This window comes from Bacteroides faecis MAJ27 (genome assembly GCF_900106755.1).
GTDB classification, from domain to species: Bacteria; Bacteroidota; Bacteroidia; order Bacteroidales; family Bacteroidaceae; genus Bacteroides; species Bacteroides faecis.
This window is the reverse complement of the sequence record NZ_FNNN01000004.1, coordinates 37,988-54,486: the sequence shown is the minus strand read 5'-3', so window position 1 is coordinate 54,486 and position 16,499 is coordinate 37,988. Positions and strand designations below refer to the sequence as shown.

Annotated in this window: 16 protein-coding genes; 7 read left to right on the top strand and 9 right to left on the bottom strand. The window is 45.3% G+C overall.

Features of this window, described 5'->3' with window-relative positions; all coding sequences use genetic code 11:
- The first annotated feature begins 34 nt into the window (after positions 1 to 34).
- On the top strand, positions 35 to 328 hold the full coding sequence (locus BLW31_RS04895; RefSeq protein WP_010538933.1) for a nucleotidyltransferase family protein: 294 nt from the start codon (positions 35 to 37) through the stop codon (positions 326 to 328).
- A 158-nt stretch (positions 329 to 486) separates the two neighbouring features.
- Here the strand turns inward: BLW31_RS04895 and BLW31_RS04890 are convergent, their stop codons facing one another.
- From BLW31_RS04890 to BLW31_RS04885, 3 genes are all read right to left on the bottom strand, one after another.
- Positions 487 to 900, bottom strand: a complete 414-nt coding sequence (locus BLW31_RS04890) for an N-acetylmuramoyl-L-alanine amidase (RefSeq protein WP_010538932.1) — start codon at positions 898 to 900, stop codon at positions 487 to 489.
- A 4-nt stretch (positions 901 to 904) separates the two neighbouring features.
- A complete protein-coding gene (locus tag BLW31_RS24360) occupies positions 905 to 1,009 on the bottom strand; it encodes a smalltalk protein (protein WP_008767884.1) in 105 nt (34 codons plus the stop codon).
- Between the two features lie 91 nt (positions 1,010 to 1,100).
- Entirely contained in the window at positions 1,101 to 1,598 is a 498-nt protein-coding gene (locus BLW31_RS04885; protein ID WP_008763346.1) for an HU family DNA-binding protein, read from the bottom strand.
- A gap of 219 nt (positions 1,599 to 1,817) precedes the next feature.
- On the opposite strand from BLW31_RS04885, the gene BLW31_RS04880 reads away from it, so the two are divergent.
- The gene (locus tag BLW31_RS04880) at positions 1,818 to 2,036 is read left to right on the top strand and encodes a DUF4248 domain-containing protein (RefSeq protein WP_010538931.1); all 219 of its coding nucleotides are present in this window, start codon (positions 1,818 to 1,820) and stop codon (positions 2,034 to 2,036) included.
- 154 nt (positions 2,037 to 2,190) lie between these two features.
- Here the strand turns inward: BLW31_RS04880 and BLW31_RS04875 are convergent, their stop codons facing one another.
- Complete coding sequence (locus BLW31_RS04875; RefSeq protein WP_010538930.1) at positions 2,191 to 4,029, bottom strand: DUF3987 domain-containing protein; 1,839 nt, start codon at positions 4,027 to 4,029, stop codon at positions 2,191 to 2,193.
- Positions 4,030 to 4,087: 58 nt separating this feature from the next.
- Positions 4,088 to 4,714, bottom strand: coding sequence for a BT4734/BF3469 family protein (locus BLW31_RS04870; RefSeq protein ID WP_022300848.1), 627 nt, complete (start codon positions 4,712 to 4,714; stop codon positions 4,088 to 4,090).
- Between the two features lie 153 nt (positions 4,715 to 4,867).
- Between BLW31_RS04870 and BLW31_RS24355 the strand changes: the two genes are divergently transcribed.
- The 4 genes from BLW31_RS24355 to BLW31_RS04850 all read left to right on the top strand — a co-directional run bounded on the left by BLW31_RS24355 (position 4,868) and on the right by BLW31_RS04850 (position 8,604).
- Positions 4,868 to 5,017 carry a hypothetical protein gene (locus BLW31_RS24355; RefSeq protein ID WP_022300849.1) on the top strand — a complete coding sequence of 50 codons (150 nt, stop codon included), beginning with the start codon at positions 4,868 to 4,870 and terminating at the stop codon, positions 5,015 to 5,017.
- 233 nt (positions 5,018 to 5,250) lie between these two features.
- Entirely contained in the window at positions 5,251 to 5,511 is a 261-nt protein-coding gene (locus BLW31_RS04860; RefSeq protein WP_010538928.1) for an OadG family protein, read from the top strand.
- Between the two features lie 28 nt (positions 5,512 to 5,539).
- Positions 5,540 to 7,369, top strand: a complete 1,830-nt coding sequence (locus BLW31_RS04855) for a biotin/lipoyl-containing protein (RefSeq protein WP_010538927.1) — start codon at positions 5,540 to 5,542, stop codon at positions 7,367 to 7,369.
- Positions 7,369 to 8,604: a sodium ion-translocating decarboxylase subunit beta gene (locus BLW31_RS04850; protein WP_008763355.1), complete on the top strand. Its 1,236-nt coding sequence runs from the start codon at positions 7,369 to 7,371 to the stop codon at positions 8,602 to 8,604. The genes BLW31_RS04855 and BLW31_RS04850 overlap by 1 nt, the downstream gene beginning before the upstream one ends.
- A 115-nt stretch (positions 8,605 to 8,719) precedes the next feature.
- Here the strand turns inward: BLW31_RS04850 and BLW31_RS04845 are convergent, their stop codons facing one another.
- The 4 genes from BLW31_RS04845 to BLW31_RS04830 all read right to left on the bottom strand — a co-directional run bounded on the left by BLW31_RS04845 (position 8,720) and on the right by BLW31_RS04830 (position 15,029).
- Entirely contained in the window at positions 8,720 to 9,991 is a 1,272-nt protein-coding gene (locus tag BLW31_RS04845; protein ID WP_029425648.1) for a TolC family protein, read from the bottom strand.
- Positions 9,992 to 10,042: 51 nt separating this feature from the next.
- Positions 10,043 to 13,081, bottom strand: a complete 3,039-nt coding sequence (locus tag BLW31_RS04840) for an efflux RND transporter permease subunit (RefSeq protein WP_010538925.1) — start codon at positions 13,079 to 13,081, stop codon at positions 10,043 to 10,045.
- Positions 13,078 to 14,130 carry an efflux RND transporter periplasmic adaptor subunit gene (locus BLW31_RS04835; RefSeq protein ID WP_010538924.1) on the bottom strand — a complete coding sequence of 351 codons (1,053 nt, stop codon included), beginning with the start codon at positions 14,128 to 14,130 and terminating at the stop codon, positions 13,078 to 13,080. The genes BLW31_RS04840 and BLW31_RS04835 overlap by 4 nt, the downstream gene beginning before the upstream one ends.
- Before the next feature lie 644 nt (positions 14,131 to 14,774).
- Positions 14,775 to 15,029: a type B 50S ribosomal protein L31 gene (locus BLW31_RS04830; RefSeq protein WP_005678397.1), complete on the bottom strand. Its 255-nt coding sequence runs from the start codon at positions 15,027 to 15,029 to the stop codon at positions 14,775 to 14,777.
- A gap of 445 nt (positions 15,030 to 15,474) precedes the next feature.
- Here BLW31_RS04830 and BLW31_RS04825 point away from each other — a divergent pair, with 445 nt between their 5' ends.
- A complete protein-coding gene (locus BLW31_RS04825; RefSeq protein ID WP_010538923.1) occupies positions 15,475 to 16,479 on the top strand; it encodes a class II fructose-bisphosphate aldolase in 1,005 nt (334 codons plus the stop codon).
- The last annotated feature ends 20 nt before the right edge of the window (positions 16,480 to 16,499 follow it).

Sequence of the window (16,499 nt, the reverse complement as noted above, 5' to 3'; positions counted from 1 at the left end):
AAAGGCTTTACTTTATGATACTAACTGAAGAGAAATGAAAACATTACCGGAATATATCACATTATTACAAAGCTATATGCAACAAAATGCATCTAAGTATGGCATCTTGCGTATGGGGATATTTGGTTCTGTAGCTCGTAACGAGCATACAGATGTTAGTGATGTTGACGTTTATGTGGAAGGGCAACTTCATGGATTCTTTGCTTTGGCTGGTATAAAGCAGGATTTGGAAGAACTGTTAGGTTGCAAAGTCGATATTGTTCGCTTGCGAGACAAGATGGATTCATTTCTACGTGAAAAAATACTAAAGGAGGGCATTTATGTATGACACTCTGATTGCTTATCATACCTTGGAGCTGATACGGGACTCTTTCTTGTTGAGTGACAGTGGTATGATGAAATTTATCGTATTTGCGATGAGGATATTTTACAGCTGCACCAAGTAATAACACGGATAATGACTTACAAAGTCTTAAATAACTCTTATTACAACTCCTTATATTCCTCTACACAAGAGTAGCAGGGGCACTCCTTAAGAGGATTCAAATCACGATGCCCCACTATCAGCGCTTTTGGAAAATATTTCTTTAGCTCACGGAGCAGAGCTAACAACGATCCCCGTTGCTCTAGCGTACGTGTATCCTTAGTCCGTCCGTCAGCATCCAGTCCTCCTTCATAACAGATTCCTATAGAATGTGCGTTATGATTCCGGCAATGTGCTCCTACCTTTTCTAACGGTCGTCCCGGATGTATTTCTCCATCACGTGTGATGTAGAAATGATAACCAATATCACGGAATCCCCGATGTCGGATGTGATCCTGTCGGCAAGCCTCCGCCGAGAGGGATTTTCCCTCCGGCGTGGCACTGCAATGAATGATAATCAGTGTGATGGTCCGCATAAGTTTACATACAGCTTTGTACTCCTATCAAACCACCTACGGCAGTAGCGACAGTGATGATTACTTTGATAATGAAACTCCATACGGATCGTGATGATGAATTACTCATAGGTTTTGATTTTAAATGAAAAAAAATATTGATTTTTAATGAGTCTTTAGCCGTGATAAGCTAAAGACTTTGCCAGTGTTCAGGTTATGACTTAAACAGTCGGGTCCGGTGCTTCTTCGTCTCCTTCGTCCGGATTAGGTTTCGGATCGGGAGTGTTGCCTGACCCGGAACCTCCTCCGGGCGTTGTCGGTTTCTGATACTCCGCCTGCTGTTTCAGCTGGCTGTCGAGCTTCAGATTGGTTGTTGATAAGTTTCCTGTGGCACGTGCTTTGAGCCGCATACCTGTGATGTTCTTCTCCAGCGAGAACTCTTCCAGCGTTTCGGCAGCCTTGCTGCGGATTCCTACACCGAAGATGGCTAGATCATCAATTTTCACACTTTTGCCGTCGAGCAGCAGTTCCTTGATGCAGTCCACCATATCAGTGAGCACGCCTTTGATCACCCCACTGGAATACGGTGAATTGTGTTTCGACATGTGTTCCGCAAGTTTGGCAAGGTCGAATGTCTCGTCGCTTACCGCCCGGGCGAACCATTTGCCCGCATTCAAGCCTTTCTTCTGTTGGTTCTGATAAATTTTGTAACGAATCATAAAATAATAATTTTAAAGAGTTAAACATACTTTCGTGAGGATTTCTCCCTTTCGATGACACAAAGATAGTATGCTGTAACTCGGAAAAATCGGTTGTGTACAGTGACAGTCGGTAATGTGCAATTGTTGTCAGTTATAGTCTGTTATTCCCTGATAAAACGTAGGTAATGTGAATATATTTTGTTACTTTTGTGACTGTAAAACAGAAACTTATTTGTCATGATAGAATTCAAAATACGTGCTTATGGTCGTATGGAACTGGCACAGCTTTATTCTCCCGAACTTACCGGCATTGCCGCTTACCGCAAAATGAATAAATGGATTGTTCGCTGCCCCGGTCTTCAGGAACGTTTGCTCGATCTGGGCTATCAGCCGCAGCACCGTTCTTACACTCCGCTGGAGGTAAGGGTGATAGTGGATGCGTTGGGAGAACCCTAGCTAAAGCTATGCTTTACGACTTCTAAAGCTAAGCTTTATGGGTTCTAAAGCTTAGCTTTAGCTAATACAAAACGCTATACTCTGATTTTCATAAAATAACGATAAAAGACGATGTTATCAACAGGTACAGTAGGTACACTTTTCCGGCCCTTCCCTAACACACGCACACGCGTGCGTGCGCGTAAGTACCTTTACCGTCAAGATTGACAATCAGTCCCTGTTTTACCAGTCGTTTCAGCCAGGTGAGGGCAGTGTTGGGCTTGATTCCCATAGTCGTAGCCTGCTCCACTAACTGTGCACGGGTAAATTGGATACCCAGTGCCTCAAAGAATGCGTCACGGTCGGCATTGGCCCTATGGCTGACTTCTGAAGGAGGAAGGAAAGACAAGATATGCGTGGCATGCTGATAGAGTGGTTTCACAAGGTTCAGCACAGCCTTAAAATCTTCGGGAGTGATTGTCATATCCCAACGGGTAATGATACCGTCTTTGATATTATCAGCAGCGATTTCCTTGTCCGGTGTAAGCAGGGGGTGAGAAGATGCCTGGTATTGATACGGCTGAGGATTTTCAAGAGCACGAAGCATGGCCACTACTGACATGATACGGCAGATGTTGACAGCCATTCGGGCGATGGAACTGTTCATTTCTCTGCCATTGGCAATCGTTGACCGGGTGAACAGTTCGGAAAAGAGATCATTGAACTCCTGTTTCTGTTCATCCGTGAGCCGGAGTGTGTGGAGACCATGTTCCTTGAGTAAGTTCAATAGCTTGTTCCATTCCAGACCAATGGCGGTGAAGATGGCTTCCAAGTCTATTTCGTTTTCGTCAAACTGATTGATCCATTGATAGATACCGTGCATATAATAGAACAGCTGGCGTGAAAAAAGTCCGTTCTCTACTGAAGGAATGAGTGGTTTCACCTGTGCGGGTGTCCCCGAAAGCAGGAGAGAGAGGTAACTTTTCTTGTTTTCCCGGTACTCCTGATTGGTACGTCGGTTGTATGCTAACCAGTCATGGTCGAATGCTCTGCGAAGCGTCTCACTCCAGTGACCGTATTCCGAACCGATGGCGGTAGAGATCGTATCCGCCTCGGTTTCGCAGATGAGGCCTGTTCCGTTGTTATCCATAATATTTTGAAGGATACCGGTACCGGTATTGTTGCCGGAAATGAGGAACATTCTGTTTAAAGGCATTTCGGGGATTTCCGCTTTGGCACGCTCTTTGCCCATCATTTCGTAGGCGACTTTTGCCTTTTTGTAGGCATTCATCTCTTTTTCCACTTGTTGGCGGATATCATCGTGGATAGGCATAACGAGCAGGCGGATGAGTGATAGTACTCCCTTGCCCGAGGCTGCCGGAGCTACAATGAAGGATTGCATACAGGGCGATTGGTATTTGCCGGCATAATGACATCTCACGTATCGTTCCATGGTGGCGCCCAGAGCAGTCAATGCTCCGAGCAAGAGTACGTCTTTTTGAGTGACGGTAGTGCCATAACTTATGATGCGCAGCAGTAGCTTCGGCCAGTCTTCTAAGGTGAAAGTGGGTAATGGGTGATGCGGGTCGCTGCCTTCCAGCAGTTCTTCTGATTCACTCTTTTCTTCTTCCACCTTATTATACACGTGCGCGTGTGTGGAAAAATTGTGCGGTGAACTTTCTGTACCTACTGTACCCGTCCGGTTGTTCATAACTTCCTTCCGGGCTTCCTTGCAGATTTTTACTCCTGTCGATTCAGCGAGGTGAAAGGCCGTTCCGAGATGTATTGCTCCCTGCTGTTTCGTGAGTGCATTGGAAAACATTCGTTCGGCATGGGCGGATTGATACTTGGCGGAAATCCGGCACAGGCGATGAAAAAACTCCCGTCCTGCTTCACCACAGTCCGTTGCGATGGCGAATGCTAATTGTACATACTCGGCGTAAGTGGGTGCAATGTCGGCACCTGCTGTTTCAACTGCTTCGGTGAGGAGGCGTAAGGATTCAATATCGGTCATTTTTTTTATTGATAATGGATAATTGATAGTTCATCGTTGATTATTCAAGATGGATCGTTTAATATTCTCTGAATAGTGCTTGTGGGTCATGGCTGAGGAAGCAGGCTCTTACGATGTCTTTGCCGGAGGTGTCTACGGCTTTTTGAACTGTTTCGATGGAGCTATTCATTTCTGATCCGTAGGTCATTTCTACGTATTGCATTGCCCAGTTCATGCTCTCTCTTACGTTCCGGCTCTGATCGTCTGTGTACAGCTTGCTGTAAGGTACGAATGTTTTCACACCCCGGCTGCTGGGACTGATAAATGCGAGTACAGGGCGGAGGAAAGGATCGTCGAACAGTGTACGACGCATTTCTACGGCTTTCTGATAGGAGTCGAGGTTATCTATATCTACCACAACGAGGCCGGACGGTGATGTGAAGAATTTACTACTTCGGCGGCTGAATATGCCGCATGGGGTTACGTAGGGGAGTAAAGAGACTTTTGCCATTCGCAGGTCTCCGGTACTGCGTACCTGTGTGGTCAGTACTTTGAGATTTTCATTGCAGGTGATCATCTGATATACTTGCTCTACTGAGACTTCGCAGAAGGGAGTGAGTGTGGCGGGGGTAACGGTTTGTCCTTGTTCGTTCCTGATGGGAGCAATCGGGGGCATGAAATAAGACATTCTGAAAAAGTTTTGCATAGAATACTTCTATTAGGGCGTTTAATAAATGACTTTGACTTTCAAAGCATGGTGCGAAAGTAAGACAAATAAAATAAGTCGAGTTCAGATATGTCTGAAGTAGTGTGAAAATGTTTAATATATAAGACGTGTTTTTAACTAATAATAAGAAAAATGGAAAATAAAATTGTGCATCCTAAACTCGGTGAGTTTATTGAAGAGGTGCTTAAAGTAGCGCATGTGAATCTTTCAAAAATGTGTCATGAGATACATATGGGACCTGCTACTTACCAAAAGGTAAAAAAGGGGAAGAAAAAGATCTGATTCATTATGAGCGTATTCTTGAATATTATTATAGGACTCGCACCGAAGAAGAGTTTTTGGAGAAAGTGAATGAGTGGGCAAAACTTTATATTCGGTGCAAGAAGGGGCAGGATGATATTTGATATCTTACGATTTATACTTTTTTATTCCTCTCTTAATTTGTTTTATCACAAATATTTGGTATTTTCGGACGCTTTTTGGACAAACGACTTGAATTACTAATAGTTTATTATATGGAAAATATCGAAACAGCGATCCTGCTGATGGTGGTCGGCATGGCTACCGTATTTGTTATTCTGCTGATTGTGATTTATTTAGGTAAGTTACTGATTACTCTTGTCAACAAGTATGCTCCCGAAGAAGTGGTTCCTGCGAAGAAGGAAGCGCTACAAGGTCCTGCGCCTATTCCGGGTAATATAATGGCGGCTATCACAGCAGCTGTGAATGTGGTGACATTAGGAAAAGGAAAGATTACAAAAGTAGAAAAGTTATAAACCTATCAAAAGTATATCATAGAAAAACATGAAAAGAGAAGTTAAGTTTAGTCTGGTTTTCCGAGATATGTGGCAATCTGCCGGAAAATATGTACCTCGTGTAGACCAACTCGTAAAGGTAGCTCCTGCCATCATTGAAATGGGCTGTTTCGCCCGTGTAGAAACAAATGGCGGAGGTTTTGAACAAGTGAATTTATTGTTTGGTGAAAACCCGAATAGAGCCGTGCGCGAATGGACGAAGCCGTTCCACGAAGCCGGCATACAGACACACATGCTCGACCGTGCATTGAACGGACTCCGTATGAGCCCCGTTCCGGCAGACGTCCGCAAGTTGTTCTACAAAGTAAAGAAAGCACAAGGCACAGATATCACCCGTACATTCTGCGGATTGAACGACGTACGCAATATCGCTCCTTCCATCACGTATGCCAAAGAGGCAGGCATGATCTCACAGTGTTCACTCTGCATCACCCATTCGCCGATCCACACGGTAGAGTACTACACCAATATGGCGTTAGAACTTATCAAGCTGGGGGCGGACGAGATTTGCATCAAAGACATGGCAGGTATCGGCCGCCCCGTTTCATTGGGCAAGATCGTGGCCAATATCAAAGCGGCACATCCTGAAATTCCTATTCAGTATCATAGTCATGCCGGTCCCGGTTTCAACATGGCAAGCATCCTCGAAGTATGCGAAGCCGGTTGCGACTACATTGACGTAGGTATGGAACCGCTTTCATGGGGTACGGGACACGCCGATCTTCTCAGCGTACAGGCTATGCTGAAAGATGCCGGATATCAGGTACCGGAAATCAATATGGAAGCCTACATGAAAGTGCGTGCGCTGATTCAGGAATTTATGGATGACTTCCTTGGCTTGTATATCAGCCCAAAGAACCGTCTGATGAACTCGCTGCTGATCGGTCCGGGACTTCCTGGCGGTATGATGGGTAGTCTGATGGCTGACCTCGAATCGAATCTGGAATCTATCAACAAGTATAAAGCCAAACATAACCTGCCGTTTATGACACAGGATCAGTTGCTGATCAAGCTATTCAACGAAGTGGCGTATGTATGGCCCCGCGTCGGTTATCCTCCATTGGTAACTCCGTTCAGCCAGTACGTGAAGAACCTTGCCATGATGAATGTGATGGCAATGGAAAAAGGCAAGGAACGCTGGGGAATGATTGCCGACGATATCTGGGATATGCTGCTGGGTAAAGCAGGACGCCTGCCGGGTACACTGGCTCCCGAAATCATCGAGAAAGCCGAACGTGAAGGACGTAAATTCTTCGAAGGTAATCCGCAGGACAATTACCCCGACTCACTCGACAAGTATCGCAAGCTGATGAAGGAAAACAAATGGGAAGTGGGAGAGGACGACGAAGAACTCTTCGAATATGCCATGCATCCGGCTCAGTATGAGGCTTACAAGAGTGGAAAAGCGAAGGAAGACTTCCTGGCAGACGTGGTAAAACGTCGTGCCGAGAAAGATAAATCGCCGGAAGAAGATGCAAAACCAAAAACACTGACTGTACAGGTGGACGGACAGGCTTATCGTGTGACAGTAGCTTATGGTGATGCCGAACTGCCTGCTGCACCTGTGGCTGCGGCTCCGGCAGGGGAAGGTCAGGATGTCCTTTCTCCATTGGAAGGTAAATTCTTCTTGGTGAAGAATGCGCAGGAAGCTGCCTTGAAAGTAGGTGATGCGGTAAAAGAGGGTGATGTGCTTTGCTATGTGGAAGCTATGAAGACTTACAACGCCATCCGTGCTGAATTTAGCGGTACGGTAACTGCCATCTGCGCCAATCCGGGAGACACTGTTTCAGAAGATGATGTATTAATGAAGATAGGATAATGAACGAGATATTTGAGAACTTATATGACATGACTGCGTTCAGCAATATCATTGCCGAACCGCAGTTCCTGATAATGTATGCCATCGCGTTCGTCCTGCTTTATCTGGGTATCAAGAAACAGTACGAACCGCTGCTGCTTGTTCCGATTGCTTTCGGTGTGTTGCTTGCCAACTTCCCCGGAGGAGATATGGGAGTGATACAGGCAGATGAGAATGGTATGGTGATGATAAACGGTGTGATGAAGAATATCTGGGAAATGCCTTTGCATGACATTGCGCATGAACTGGGAATTATGAACTTCATCTATTATATGCTGATCAAGACCGGTTTCCTGCCTCCGATCATCTTTATGGGGGTCGGTGCGTTGACGGACTTCGGACCGATGTTGCGTAATCTGCATCTTTCCATCTTTGGAGCTGCTGCACAGTTAGGTATCTTTACTGTTCTGCTGGTAGCCATCCTGATGGGATTCACTCCGCAAGAAGCTGCTTCACTGGGTATTATCGGTGGTGCGGACGGACCGACAGCCATCTTTACAACGATCAAGCTGGCTCCGCATTTGCTGGGTCCGATCGCTATTGCCGCTTATTCTTATATGGCACTGGTGCCTGTGATCATTCCGTTGGTAGTGAAGCTGTTCTGTACTAAGAAAGAACTGAGCATCAACATGAAGGAACAGGAAAAGAAATATCCTTCGAAGACGGAAATCAAGAATCTGCGTGTACTGAAGATTATTTTCCCGATTGTAGTGACTACGATTGTAGCTCTCTTCGTGCCGAGTGCAGTACCTTTGATCGGTATGCTGATGTTCGGTAATCTGGTGAAAGAAATCGGAAGCAATACTTTCCGTCTGTTCGATGCTGCTTCCAACAGTATCATGAATGCCGCTACTATCTTCCTCGGACTTTCGGTAGGTGCAACCATGACGGCTGAAGCCTTCTTGAACTGGACGACAATCGGTATTGTCATCGGTGGTTTCCTTGCATTTGCTCTTTCTATTACCGGTGGTATCTTCTTTGTGAAGTTAGTGAATCTATTCTCCAAGAAGAAGATTAATCCGCTGATCGGAGCTACCGGACTGAGTGCCGTTCCGATGGCAAGCCGTGTGGCGAATGAGATTGCGTTGAAATACGATCCGAAGAATCATGTATTGCAGTATTGTATGGCAAGTAACATCTCAGGGGTAATCGGCTCGGCAGTAGCTGCGGGTGTACTGATCTCCTTCCTTGCATAATAAAAAGAACAACCAATAAAAATTAGGCACGGATTGCGCGGATAAACACGGTTTTTAGTTACTCAACTCTTAAAACCGTGAAATCCGTGTCATCCGTGCCTAATTTTGTTTTTATCTATTCGCTGGTCACCTTCTTGTATTCAGCCACAGCCATCTTCTCTGCCAGATAAGCATTGATCAGATTGGTGTGTGCTTGCGTCCATGACAACTGGGCGGAAAGTACATCTACCATGCTCGCTTTTCCTTCATTGTAGGAGAAAGTGGCCAGATCCAGATTCTCATTTGCCAGACTCATGTTTTCTTTCGCTGTTTTCACCTGAGATTCTGTTTCCGTCAGTTTGGTGAGAGCTGCCGACAGTTCTTCGTTGATATTGTCCGTCATATAACTCTGTTGCAACTTTTGTATTCCGATATATGCCTTCTGCTGCCGGTTCGTCTTGAAACGGGCTCCCCAGCGGAAAATGGGAATATTCAGATTGACTCCTACGATGGGATTGAAAGATACGTCGTATCCCAAGTTGGGTGTGGCCGTTGCCCAGCCACCGCTGAAATACATGTTTAATTGGGGATTGAACTGGCTGAGAGCCGCTTTACGTTGTGCCTGGCTCTTCATGATGTTTACTTCCGTACTGGCATAATCGGCACGTCGTTGCAAAACATCTTCCAGAGGCAGTATCCGGACAGGAGCGGAGATCATTCCGATGTTGTACAGGCTGTCTACAGGAGTATTCGGCGCTTCTCCCATCAGAATATTCAGCTGTTGCAGCGCTAATGTATAATTCTGGCGCGCTTTGATATACTGCAGTTCCGCTTCTTTCAGCCGGGTGGAAATCATCAGAAGATCTGTACGGCTGATCATTCCGTCATCGAAACGGTCTTGAATAATGTCATATTGCTGTTTGACAATGCTCTGGTATTTGTCGGCCGCTTGTAGCATGGCTTTTGAAGCGGAGGCATTCCAGTAGACAGCATCGCTTTGATAGTGAATCTGGTCTAACGTGAGTTCCTCGTTCAGCTGGTTCAGCTTTTCGTCTGCCTTCGCTATCTGATGTTGGGCATTGAGCGCACCGCCTGTGTAGAGTGGCTGTGATACGACAAATACTCCCTGGTAGGTATGGTTGCGGTATTCGCCCACCGGTTCGTTCCATGCGCTAAGGTCGCTCATGTTCAGGGTACCGTCTGCATTTACGTCGATTTTCGGCAGGAAACCTGTATGGGCTATCTTTCGCGCCTCCGAACTGGCCAATGTCTTTAGTTTTTGTTGTTTCAATATCTGGCTGTAAGCCTCCACTTTTTCGCGGTAGGCTTCCTGACTCAGGCAGGGCTGTTGCGCCCAGGCTGTGGAGCCAAGGAGCAACAGTGAAAATAGTATGAGTTGAGTTTTCATTTCTTTCATGGATAATCTTTTAATGGATAATGGATAGTTGATAATGGATAATTATTGTTCTCCTTTGATCCGGTGGATGGCGCAATAGGCTACAGGAAGGACGAATAGTGTCAATGCCGAGGCTACTAACAGTCCGCCCATGATGGTGGCGGCCATTCCGCCGAACATGGCGTCAAACAGTAGCGGTAACATACCCAGAATCGTTGTTCCGGAGGCCATCGCTACCGGAATGATGCGACTGGTCGTGGCACTGATGACTGCGTCCAGCGGTTTTTTGCCTGCTGCTGTTTCCAAATCAATTTGGTCTACCAGTACGATAGCGTTCTTGATGTTCATACCAATCAGACCTAGCAGACCCAATATGGAGAAGAAGTCGAACGACTTGCCGAGTACGAGCAGTCCCAGCACGATACCGATGAAGATCAGCGGCAGCATTAACAGGATGACGGTCGGCTTGCGATACGTCTTGAACAAGAAGAGCAGCGTCACAAACATCAGGAAGAATGTCAGCGGTAAGTTTTTGGCCAGCGCTTCATTCGATTCCACCTGACTTTCCTGTTCACCGAAATACTTCATGGTATATCCTTCCGGTATTTTTATCTCCTGCTGTACCTGCGACCATACCTGGTTGAAAGCGGAAATCGCATTGGTCCCGCGACGCGGGTCGCATTGTGCCATCATCACCATCTGCCGGTTATAGTCTTTCACGTTCGAGAACCGGTACTGGAAGTCAAATTCAGATACTACCTGTTCCAAACTGGTCGTCTCGTTGCCTGTCCCGAATACGGGCAATGTGCGCAGATCATTGATCCGGAATGAATCCAGCTGGTTATTTTTCAATAGGATAGGAAGTACCTGATCTCCCTGCCGGTATTCTCCCAAAGTCATTCCCGTGGTACCGATCTGAATGCTCTGTGCCATTCCCTGTCGGGATACACCCAGCGGTTGTGCCCGTTCCGGGCTGTAAACCGGTTTCCAGACGGGTATTTTGTTTCCCCACGAATTGCGGATATTAATTAAATCCGGATTCTGTTGCATAATGGCTATTGCCTGATTGGTAAGTGATACAAGCGTATCCACATTCGGACCGATAAAGCCGATTTCGATAGCCGCATCCACTGCGGGGGACAGTTTGAACAAGCTGGTCCGTGTGATTGCACTCGGATAATTGGCTTTCATATATCCGTCAAAATCTTCTTCGTATTCTTTCGTATATTTACTGTCTGTCAGTTCGACGAGTACATTGGCAAAATTCGGTTTCGGACCTACGGAAGTGGAGGCAAGGTAATACCTTAGCGGGGTGCTGCCGAATGTGATGGATACCTTTTTTACTTCCGGCTGCTTCGCCAGGTGCTCTTCTACCGATTTCATCTCTTTCACTACGTCATTGATGCTGTATCCGTCTGGATAGAATACATCCGCCCGGAAATAAGGCTTATCGAGCGACGGGAAGAAGTTCTGCGGCATCGTTCCCATAATAATGAGCGAGATGATGAAGAGGATCACCATGGATACCAGTGTCACTGCTTTCTTGCGGATCAATACTCCGAGAACGGAAGCGAACTTATGATAGAACGGCTTGTCGTATGGATCTTTCGTGCTGTCGCCTGTTTTGGCTTTCAGAATGAAATTTCCGAATACGGTAGTCTGCGTCAGGGCAAGTACCCAGCTCAGTCCTAGTGAAATGGCAAGTACCACAAACAGCGGTTTTACGATTTCTGCTACAGCAGAGGGAGCAAGGTAAAGCGGCAGGAAGGAGCAGATGGCAATGAAAGTTGCTCCGAGCAAGCCCCATTGTGGTCCGGTTGCTCCGTCTATCAGGGCTTTCCGTCGGTTTACACCTCGGGCAATGGCTATTTGGGCGTTGTCCGTCACTACGATGGCGTTGTCCACCAGCATACCCATGGCGATGATAAATCCTGCCAGTGAGGTCCGGTTGAGCCCGACACCAAAGAAAGACATGATGAGCAGTGTGCCTCCAATAGAGAAAATCAATGAAGAACCGATCAGCAACCCGGCACGGAGTCCCATCACTAGCATGATGATAACGATCACAATCAGGATGGATTCGATCAGATTGATGATAAATCCGTTGTTGGCCTCGTTGGCGATTTCGTTTTCCAGATAGAGGCTTTGCAGTTGCAGTCCTACAGGCATGAGGGGGAGGAGTTCGTTCAGTTTTACTTTTACGTTCTCACCCGTCTGCACTACATCTCTTTGCGGGTCGGTGGATACACCGATACCGATAGCCCGTTTTCCGTTCACGTGCATGATGTTGGAAGGAGGGTCGAGATACCCTTTCTCGATAACGGCTATATCGCCTAGTTTCACCTGTCCGGCTTTGGTAGTGATGACTTGATTGCGGATATCGTCTATGGTGGTGTACATACCGTTGGCTGTCACCCGCAGTTGCTGCACGCCTGCACGGATTTCTCCGGTGTTGATAATCTGATTCTGCGATTGTAGCAGGTTGGCCAGCTGCTTGGGATCAATGCCCATTCCCACTAGTTTGTTGGTAGAAACGAAGATATTGACTACTTCTGTCTGCACTCCGAACAGTGCAACTTTCATCACACCGTCTGCAGTGACTACTTGTGTCTTGATTCGTTCAGCCCAGTTGCGCATTTCTTCATAAGTGAAGCCATCATCTGCCGTCAGTCCGTAATAGATACCGAATACGTCGCCGAAGTCGTCAGAGACAGTCGGAGTGGAAGCACCGCTAGGCAACTGCGGTTGAATATTGAGTACTTTGCGTCGCAGCTCATCCCATTTCTGGGGTATGGAACTGGCGGAAAGCGAGGGTTGCAGCTCAAACGTGATTTTGGAAAGTCCGTACATAGACTCTGATTTAATCTTGTACACGCCGCCCATACTTTGTATCTCACGGGAGATAGGTTCTGTGATCAGCCGTTCTACTTCTGCCGGTTCGGCTCCCGGATAGCGCGTCATGATGACCGCTGATTTGATAACGAAGGGAGCATCTTCCTTCTTGCCCAGCTTTCCAAAAGAAGTAATGCCTCCAATCAGCAGCACGGCAAGGAAGAAATAGATGATCTTCGTGTTATCCAGTGAATATTTTGCTAAATTCATTTGTCTATTGATTTAATACTTTCTCCTTCTACCAACTGGTATACTCCTGCTATGACGATTTGTTCTCCGGGTTTCAGTCCTTCGGACACGAGTACTTGCGCCTCTCCTGTGGGGGCATTGACGACGATTTTGCGTTTGTGCACTTTGTTGTCCTCTACTACCCAGACATACATGTTGTTTCCGTCACTTTCGCCGAAAACAGCACTGAGCGGTATGATTGTCCAGCTATCCTGCACCAATGGGCCTACATCGGCTGTGAAACGGATGCTGCAAGTGAAGCCGGGTTTTACGGCATACAAATCCCGGTCGAAAGAGGAATCGTCAATAGTAATGCTAACCGGAATACCAGTTCCTTCGGTTGATATATCCAGATACTCCTCCAGTTTAGCCTTGAACACATGCCCCTTGAAGGTATCAAACTCTACAAGGAAACGGGGATCTTTGGCACGGAGGAGATAAAGATATACATCCGGTATGGTAAATTTAATACGCAGGTTCTGGGTGTTGACCAGTTGTACGATCCCTTCTCCTGAATTGACACGCTGATAATTCTCTACCAGACGTTTTTCGATAGAGCCGTCGAAAGGAGCTGTCAGTTTGGTATCACGCATGTTGTTGGTGGACAGTTCGTACTCCGATTTCGCTTTCTGGTAATTGGAAAGACTAATTTCATATTCCTGCACAGAGATCGCTTGCCGGGAGAGCAGGCGCTTGTTACGCTCTACTTGTGCAGAAGCCGTTTCGTAAGCGGATTTGGTGGCAGCATACTGCAACGCGATATCTCTGGGATCGATAGCTGCAATCAGCTGCCCCTTCTTTACTTTCTCTCCTTCGATAACAGGCAAGTTGATGATCTGTCCACTGACACGGAATGCCAGCTTGACGTACTCCACTGCTTCTACAATGCCGGAGAAATCTTTTCTGATCACTGACCTTGACTCGACAATGGTTGTTTTTACAGGTCGGGTGGCGGGTACCGTCATCTCTTTCTTTTGTCCACAGCCTTCCAATAGGATGGCTGCAAGTGCAATCACATAGATATTTTTCATAAGTCGTTCATTGTTTGGGGAGTAAACAATTTGACACTTGACTATGTTCAGCAAAGAATGGTTTATTAGAAATGTGAAATTAGTATCAACATTAAAGGAAAATGATTGTTTATAGATAAAAAATGCATTTTCTGTTGATTTTATCAGAGATTATTCCCACTTTTGCACCGCACTAGTATTACAGTCGCGGAATGCGATATGAGAATTTAATTCTCGAATTTGAGCTACGAGCATGTGGGAATATGCTCGTGGCTTCCTTAGATATACGGTTCTGTCCCCCGTGTGGAGCGTTAATGCGCCCACTGTATCTCATCCCTCGTGGACTGTAATATGTAGTGCAACGGGTCAGCAGGACCGTCTTTTTTTCCTGCCGAATATTATATATGATAATAGGAAGTATTTTTCCTGAATAGTACTATTTAACAATCGATAATTTTCAGGAAATTAGATGATATAATGGTATGGTATATTCCCTTAACTATACCATTTTTATATTACCTGGTAATAGTTCCCCTTAGCCAGTTAATATACGGACCGCACTACTCTGTGAAGAATGGTACGGTCCTTTAGTTTATCTATGAAACGAAAAAGAGGAAATTTCCTGCTGGAAATCTCCTCTTTTTTCATCTTAACGAAAGATTGAATTATTTCTTCTTACGGTCACCGTAACGGCTCATGAACTTATCAACACGACCTGCAGTATCTACCAATGTAGATTTACCTGTATAGAACGGGTGAGAAGTGTTTGAGATTTCAATCTTCAGCAACGGATAAGTTTCACCTTCGAATTCGATGGTTTCTTTAGTTGCTACAGTTGATTTAGACAAAAACATGTCACCATTGGACATATCTTTGAATACTACCGGACGGTATGATTCTGGATGAAGGCCTTTTTTCATTTCAGTATCTGTTTTTTTAATTTATATTCTGTTACTATTTTGGTAAGAAATAGTGTAATGGTCATTTTCAGAGCGCAAAGATAGTACATTTCTCTGAAATAGAAAAAGCTTTGCTGAAAAAACTTCCGTGAATTATACTGTTTTTATGAATTATGTGATTTCCGGGAACAAGATTACTACTGCTTTTTATTGATAATACATGTTTTTATAATGATTGTATAATATATAAAGGTATGTATAATCAGAGGATGAAGATAACTGTCTTTTAGTCGTTTATTTGCTAGGTGGACATTACAATCTAATGTCAGACCTGCTTGTCGATGAATATTTGCTGATTGATTTAAACCTTTTTCTATTATATTTTTCTTTCCGATGTTCGTTATTCGGTGGATAATGCTTACTTTTGCGTAGAATTTTTATTCACTAACAATAAACTTTAAACAAAATGGTTAATTACAAAGACTTAGGATTGGTAAACACTAGAGACATGTTTGCTAAGGCTATTAAGGGTGGATACGCTATCCCAGCATTCAACTTCAACAATATGGAACAGATGCAGGCTATCATCAAGGCTGCAGTAGAAACAAAATCTCCGGTGATTCTTCAGGTTTCTAAAGGTGCTCGTCAGTATGCTAACGCTACTTTGTTGCGTTACATGGCTCAGGGTGCTGTAGAATACGCAAAAGAATTAGGTTGCGCACATCCTGAAATCGTTCTTCACCTTGACCACGGAGATACTTTTGAAACTTGCAAATCTTGCATCGATTCAGGTTTCTCTTCAGTTATGATCGACGGTTCTCATCTTCCTTATGAAGAAAACGTTGCTTTGACTAAGAAGGTTGTTGAATACGCTCATCAGTTCGACGTAACAGTGGAAGGTGAACTTGGTGTATTGGCAGGTGTAGAAGATGAAGTTTCTTCTGACCACCACACATATACTGACCCTGAAGAAGTGATTGATTTCGCTACTCGTACAGGTTGCGATTCATTGGCTATCTCTATCGGTACTTCTCACGGTGCTTACAAATTTACTCCGGAACAATGTCACATTGACCCGGCTACCGGTCGTATGGTTCCTCCTCCATTGGCTTTCGAAGTATTGGATGCTGTAATGGAAAAACTTCCGGGATTCCCTATCGTACTTCACGGATCATCTTCAGTTCCTGAAGAAGAAGTGGAAACGATCAACAAATATGGTGGTGCTTTGAAAGCTGCTATTGGTATTCCTGAAGAAGAATTGCGTAAAGCTGCTAAGTCTGCTGTTTGCAAAATCAACATCGACTCAGACTCTCGTCTGGCTATGACTGCTGCTATCCGTAAGACTTTCGCTGAAAAACCGGCTGAATTCGACCCACGTAAGTATCTGGGTCCGGCTCGTGACAACATGGAAAAACTGTACAAGCACAAAATCCTTAACGTGCTGGGTTCTGACAATAAGTTGGCTGAATAATCAGAGATTATCCTTATATA

Coding starts and splice junctions, on each gene's coding strand:
- BLW31_RS04880 (WP_010538931.1), top strand. CDS start 1,818: ATGATAGAATTCAAAATACGTGCTTATGGTCGTATGGAACTGGCACAG.
- BLW31_RS04835 (WP_010538924.1), bottom strand. CDS start 14,130: ATGAAAAATATCTATGTGATTGCACTTGCAGCCATCCTATTGGAAGGC.
- BLW31_RS04850 (WP_008763355.1), top strand. CDS start 7,369: ATGAACGAGATATTTGAGAACTTATATGACATGACTGCGTTCAGCAAT.
- BLW31_RS04855 (WP_010538927.1), top strand. CDS start 5,540: ATGAAAAGAGAAGTTAAGTTTAGTCTGGTTTTCCGAGATATGTGGCAA.
- BLW31_RS24355 (WP_022300849.1), top strand. CDS start 4,868: ATGGAAAATAAAATTGTGCATCCTAAACTCGGTGAGTTTATTGAAGAG.
- BLW31_RS04895 (WP_010538933.1), top strand. CDS start 35: ATGAAAACATTACCGGAATATATCACATTATTACAAAGCTATATGCAA.
- BLW31_RS04875 (WP_010538930.1), bottom strand. CDS start 4,029: ATGACCGATATTGAATCCTTACGCCTCCTCACCGAAGCAGTTGAAACA.
- BLW31_RS04825 (WP_010538923.1), top strand. CDS start 15,475: ATGGTTAATTACAAAGACTTAGGATTGGTAAACACTAGAGACATGTTT.
- BLW31_RS04885 (WP_008763346.1), bottom strand. CDS start 1,598: ATGATTCGTTACAAAATTTATCAGAACCAACAGAAGAAAGGCTTGAAT.
- BLW31_RS04840 (WP_010538925.1), bottom strand. CDS start 13,081: ATGAATTTAGCAAAATATTCACTGGATAACACGAAGATCATCTATTTC.
- BLW31_RS04870 (WP_022300848.1), bottom strand. CDS start 4,714: ATGCAAAACTTTTTCAGAATGTCTTATTTCATGCCCCCGATTGCTCCC.
- BLW31_RS04890 (WP_010538932.1), bottom strand. CDS start 900: ATGCGGACCATCACACTGATTATCATTCATTGCAGTGCCACGCCGGAG.
- BLW31_RS04830 (WP_005678397.1), bottom strand. CDS start 15,029: ATGAAAAAAGGCCTTCATCCAGAATCATACCGTCCGGTAGTATTCAAA.
- BLW31_RS04845 (WP_029425648.1), bottom strand. CDS start 9,991: ATGAAAACTCAACTCATACTATTTTCACTGTTGCTCCTTGGCTCCACA.
- BLW31_RS04860 (WP_010538928.1), top strand. CDS start 5,251: ATGGAAAATATCGAAACAGCGATCCTGCTGATGGTGGTCGGCATGGCT.
- BLW31_RS24360 (WP_008767884.1), bottom strand. CDS start 1,009: ATGAGTAATTCATCATCACGATCCGTATGGAGTTTCATTATCAAAGTA.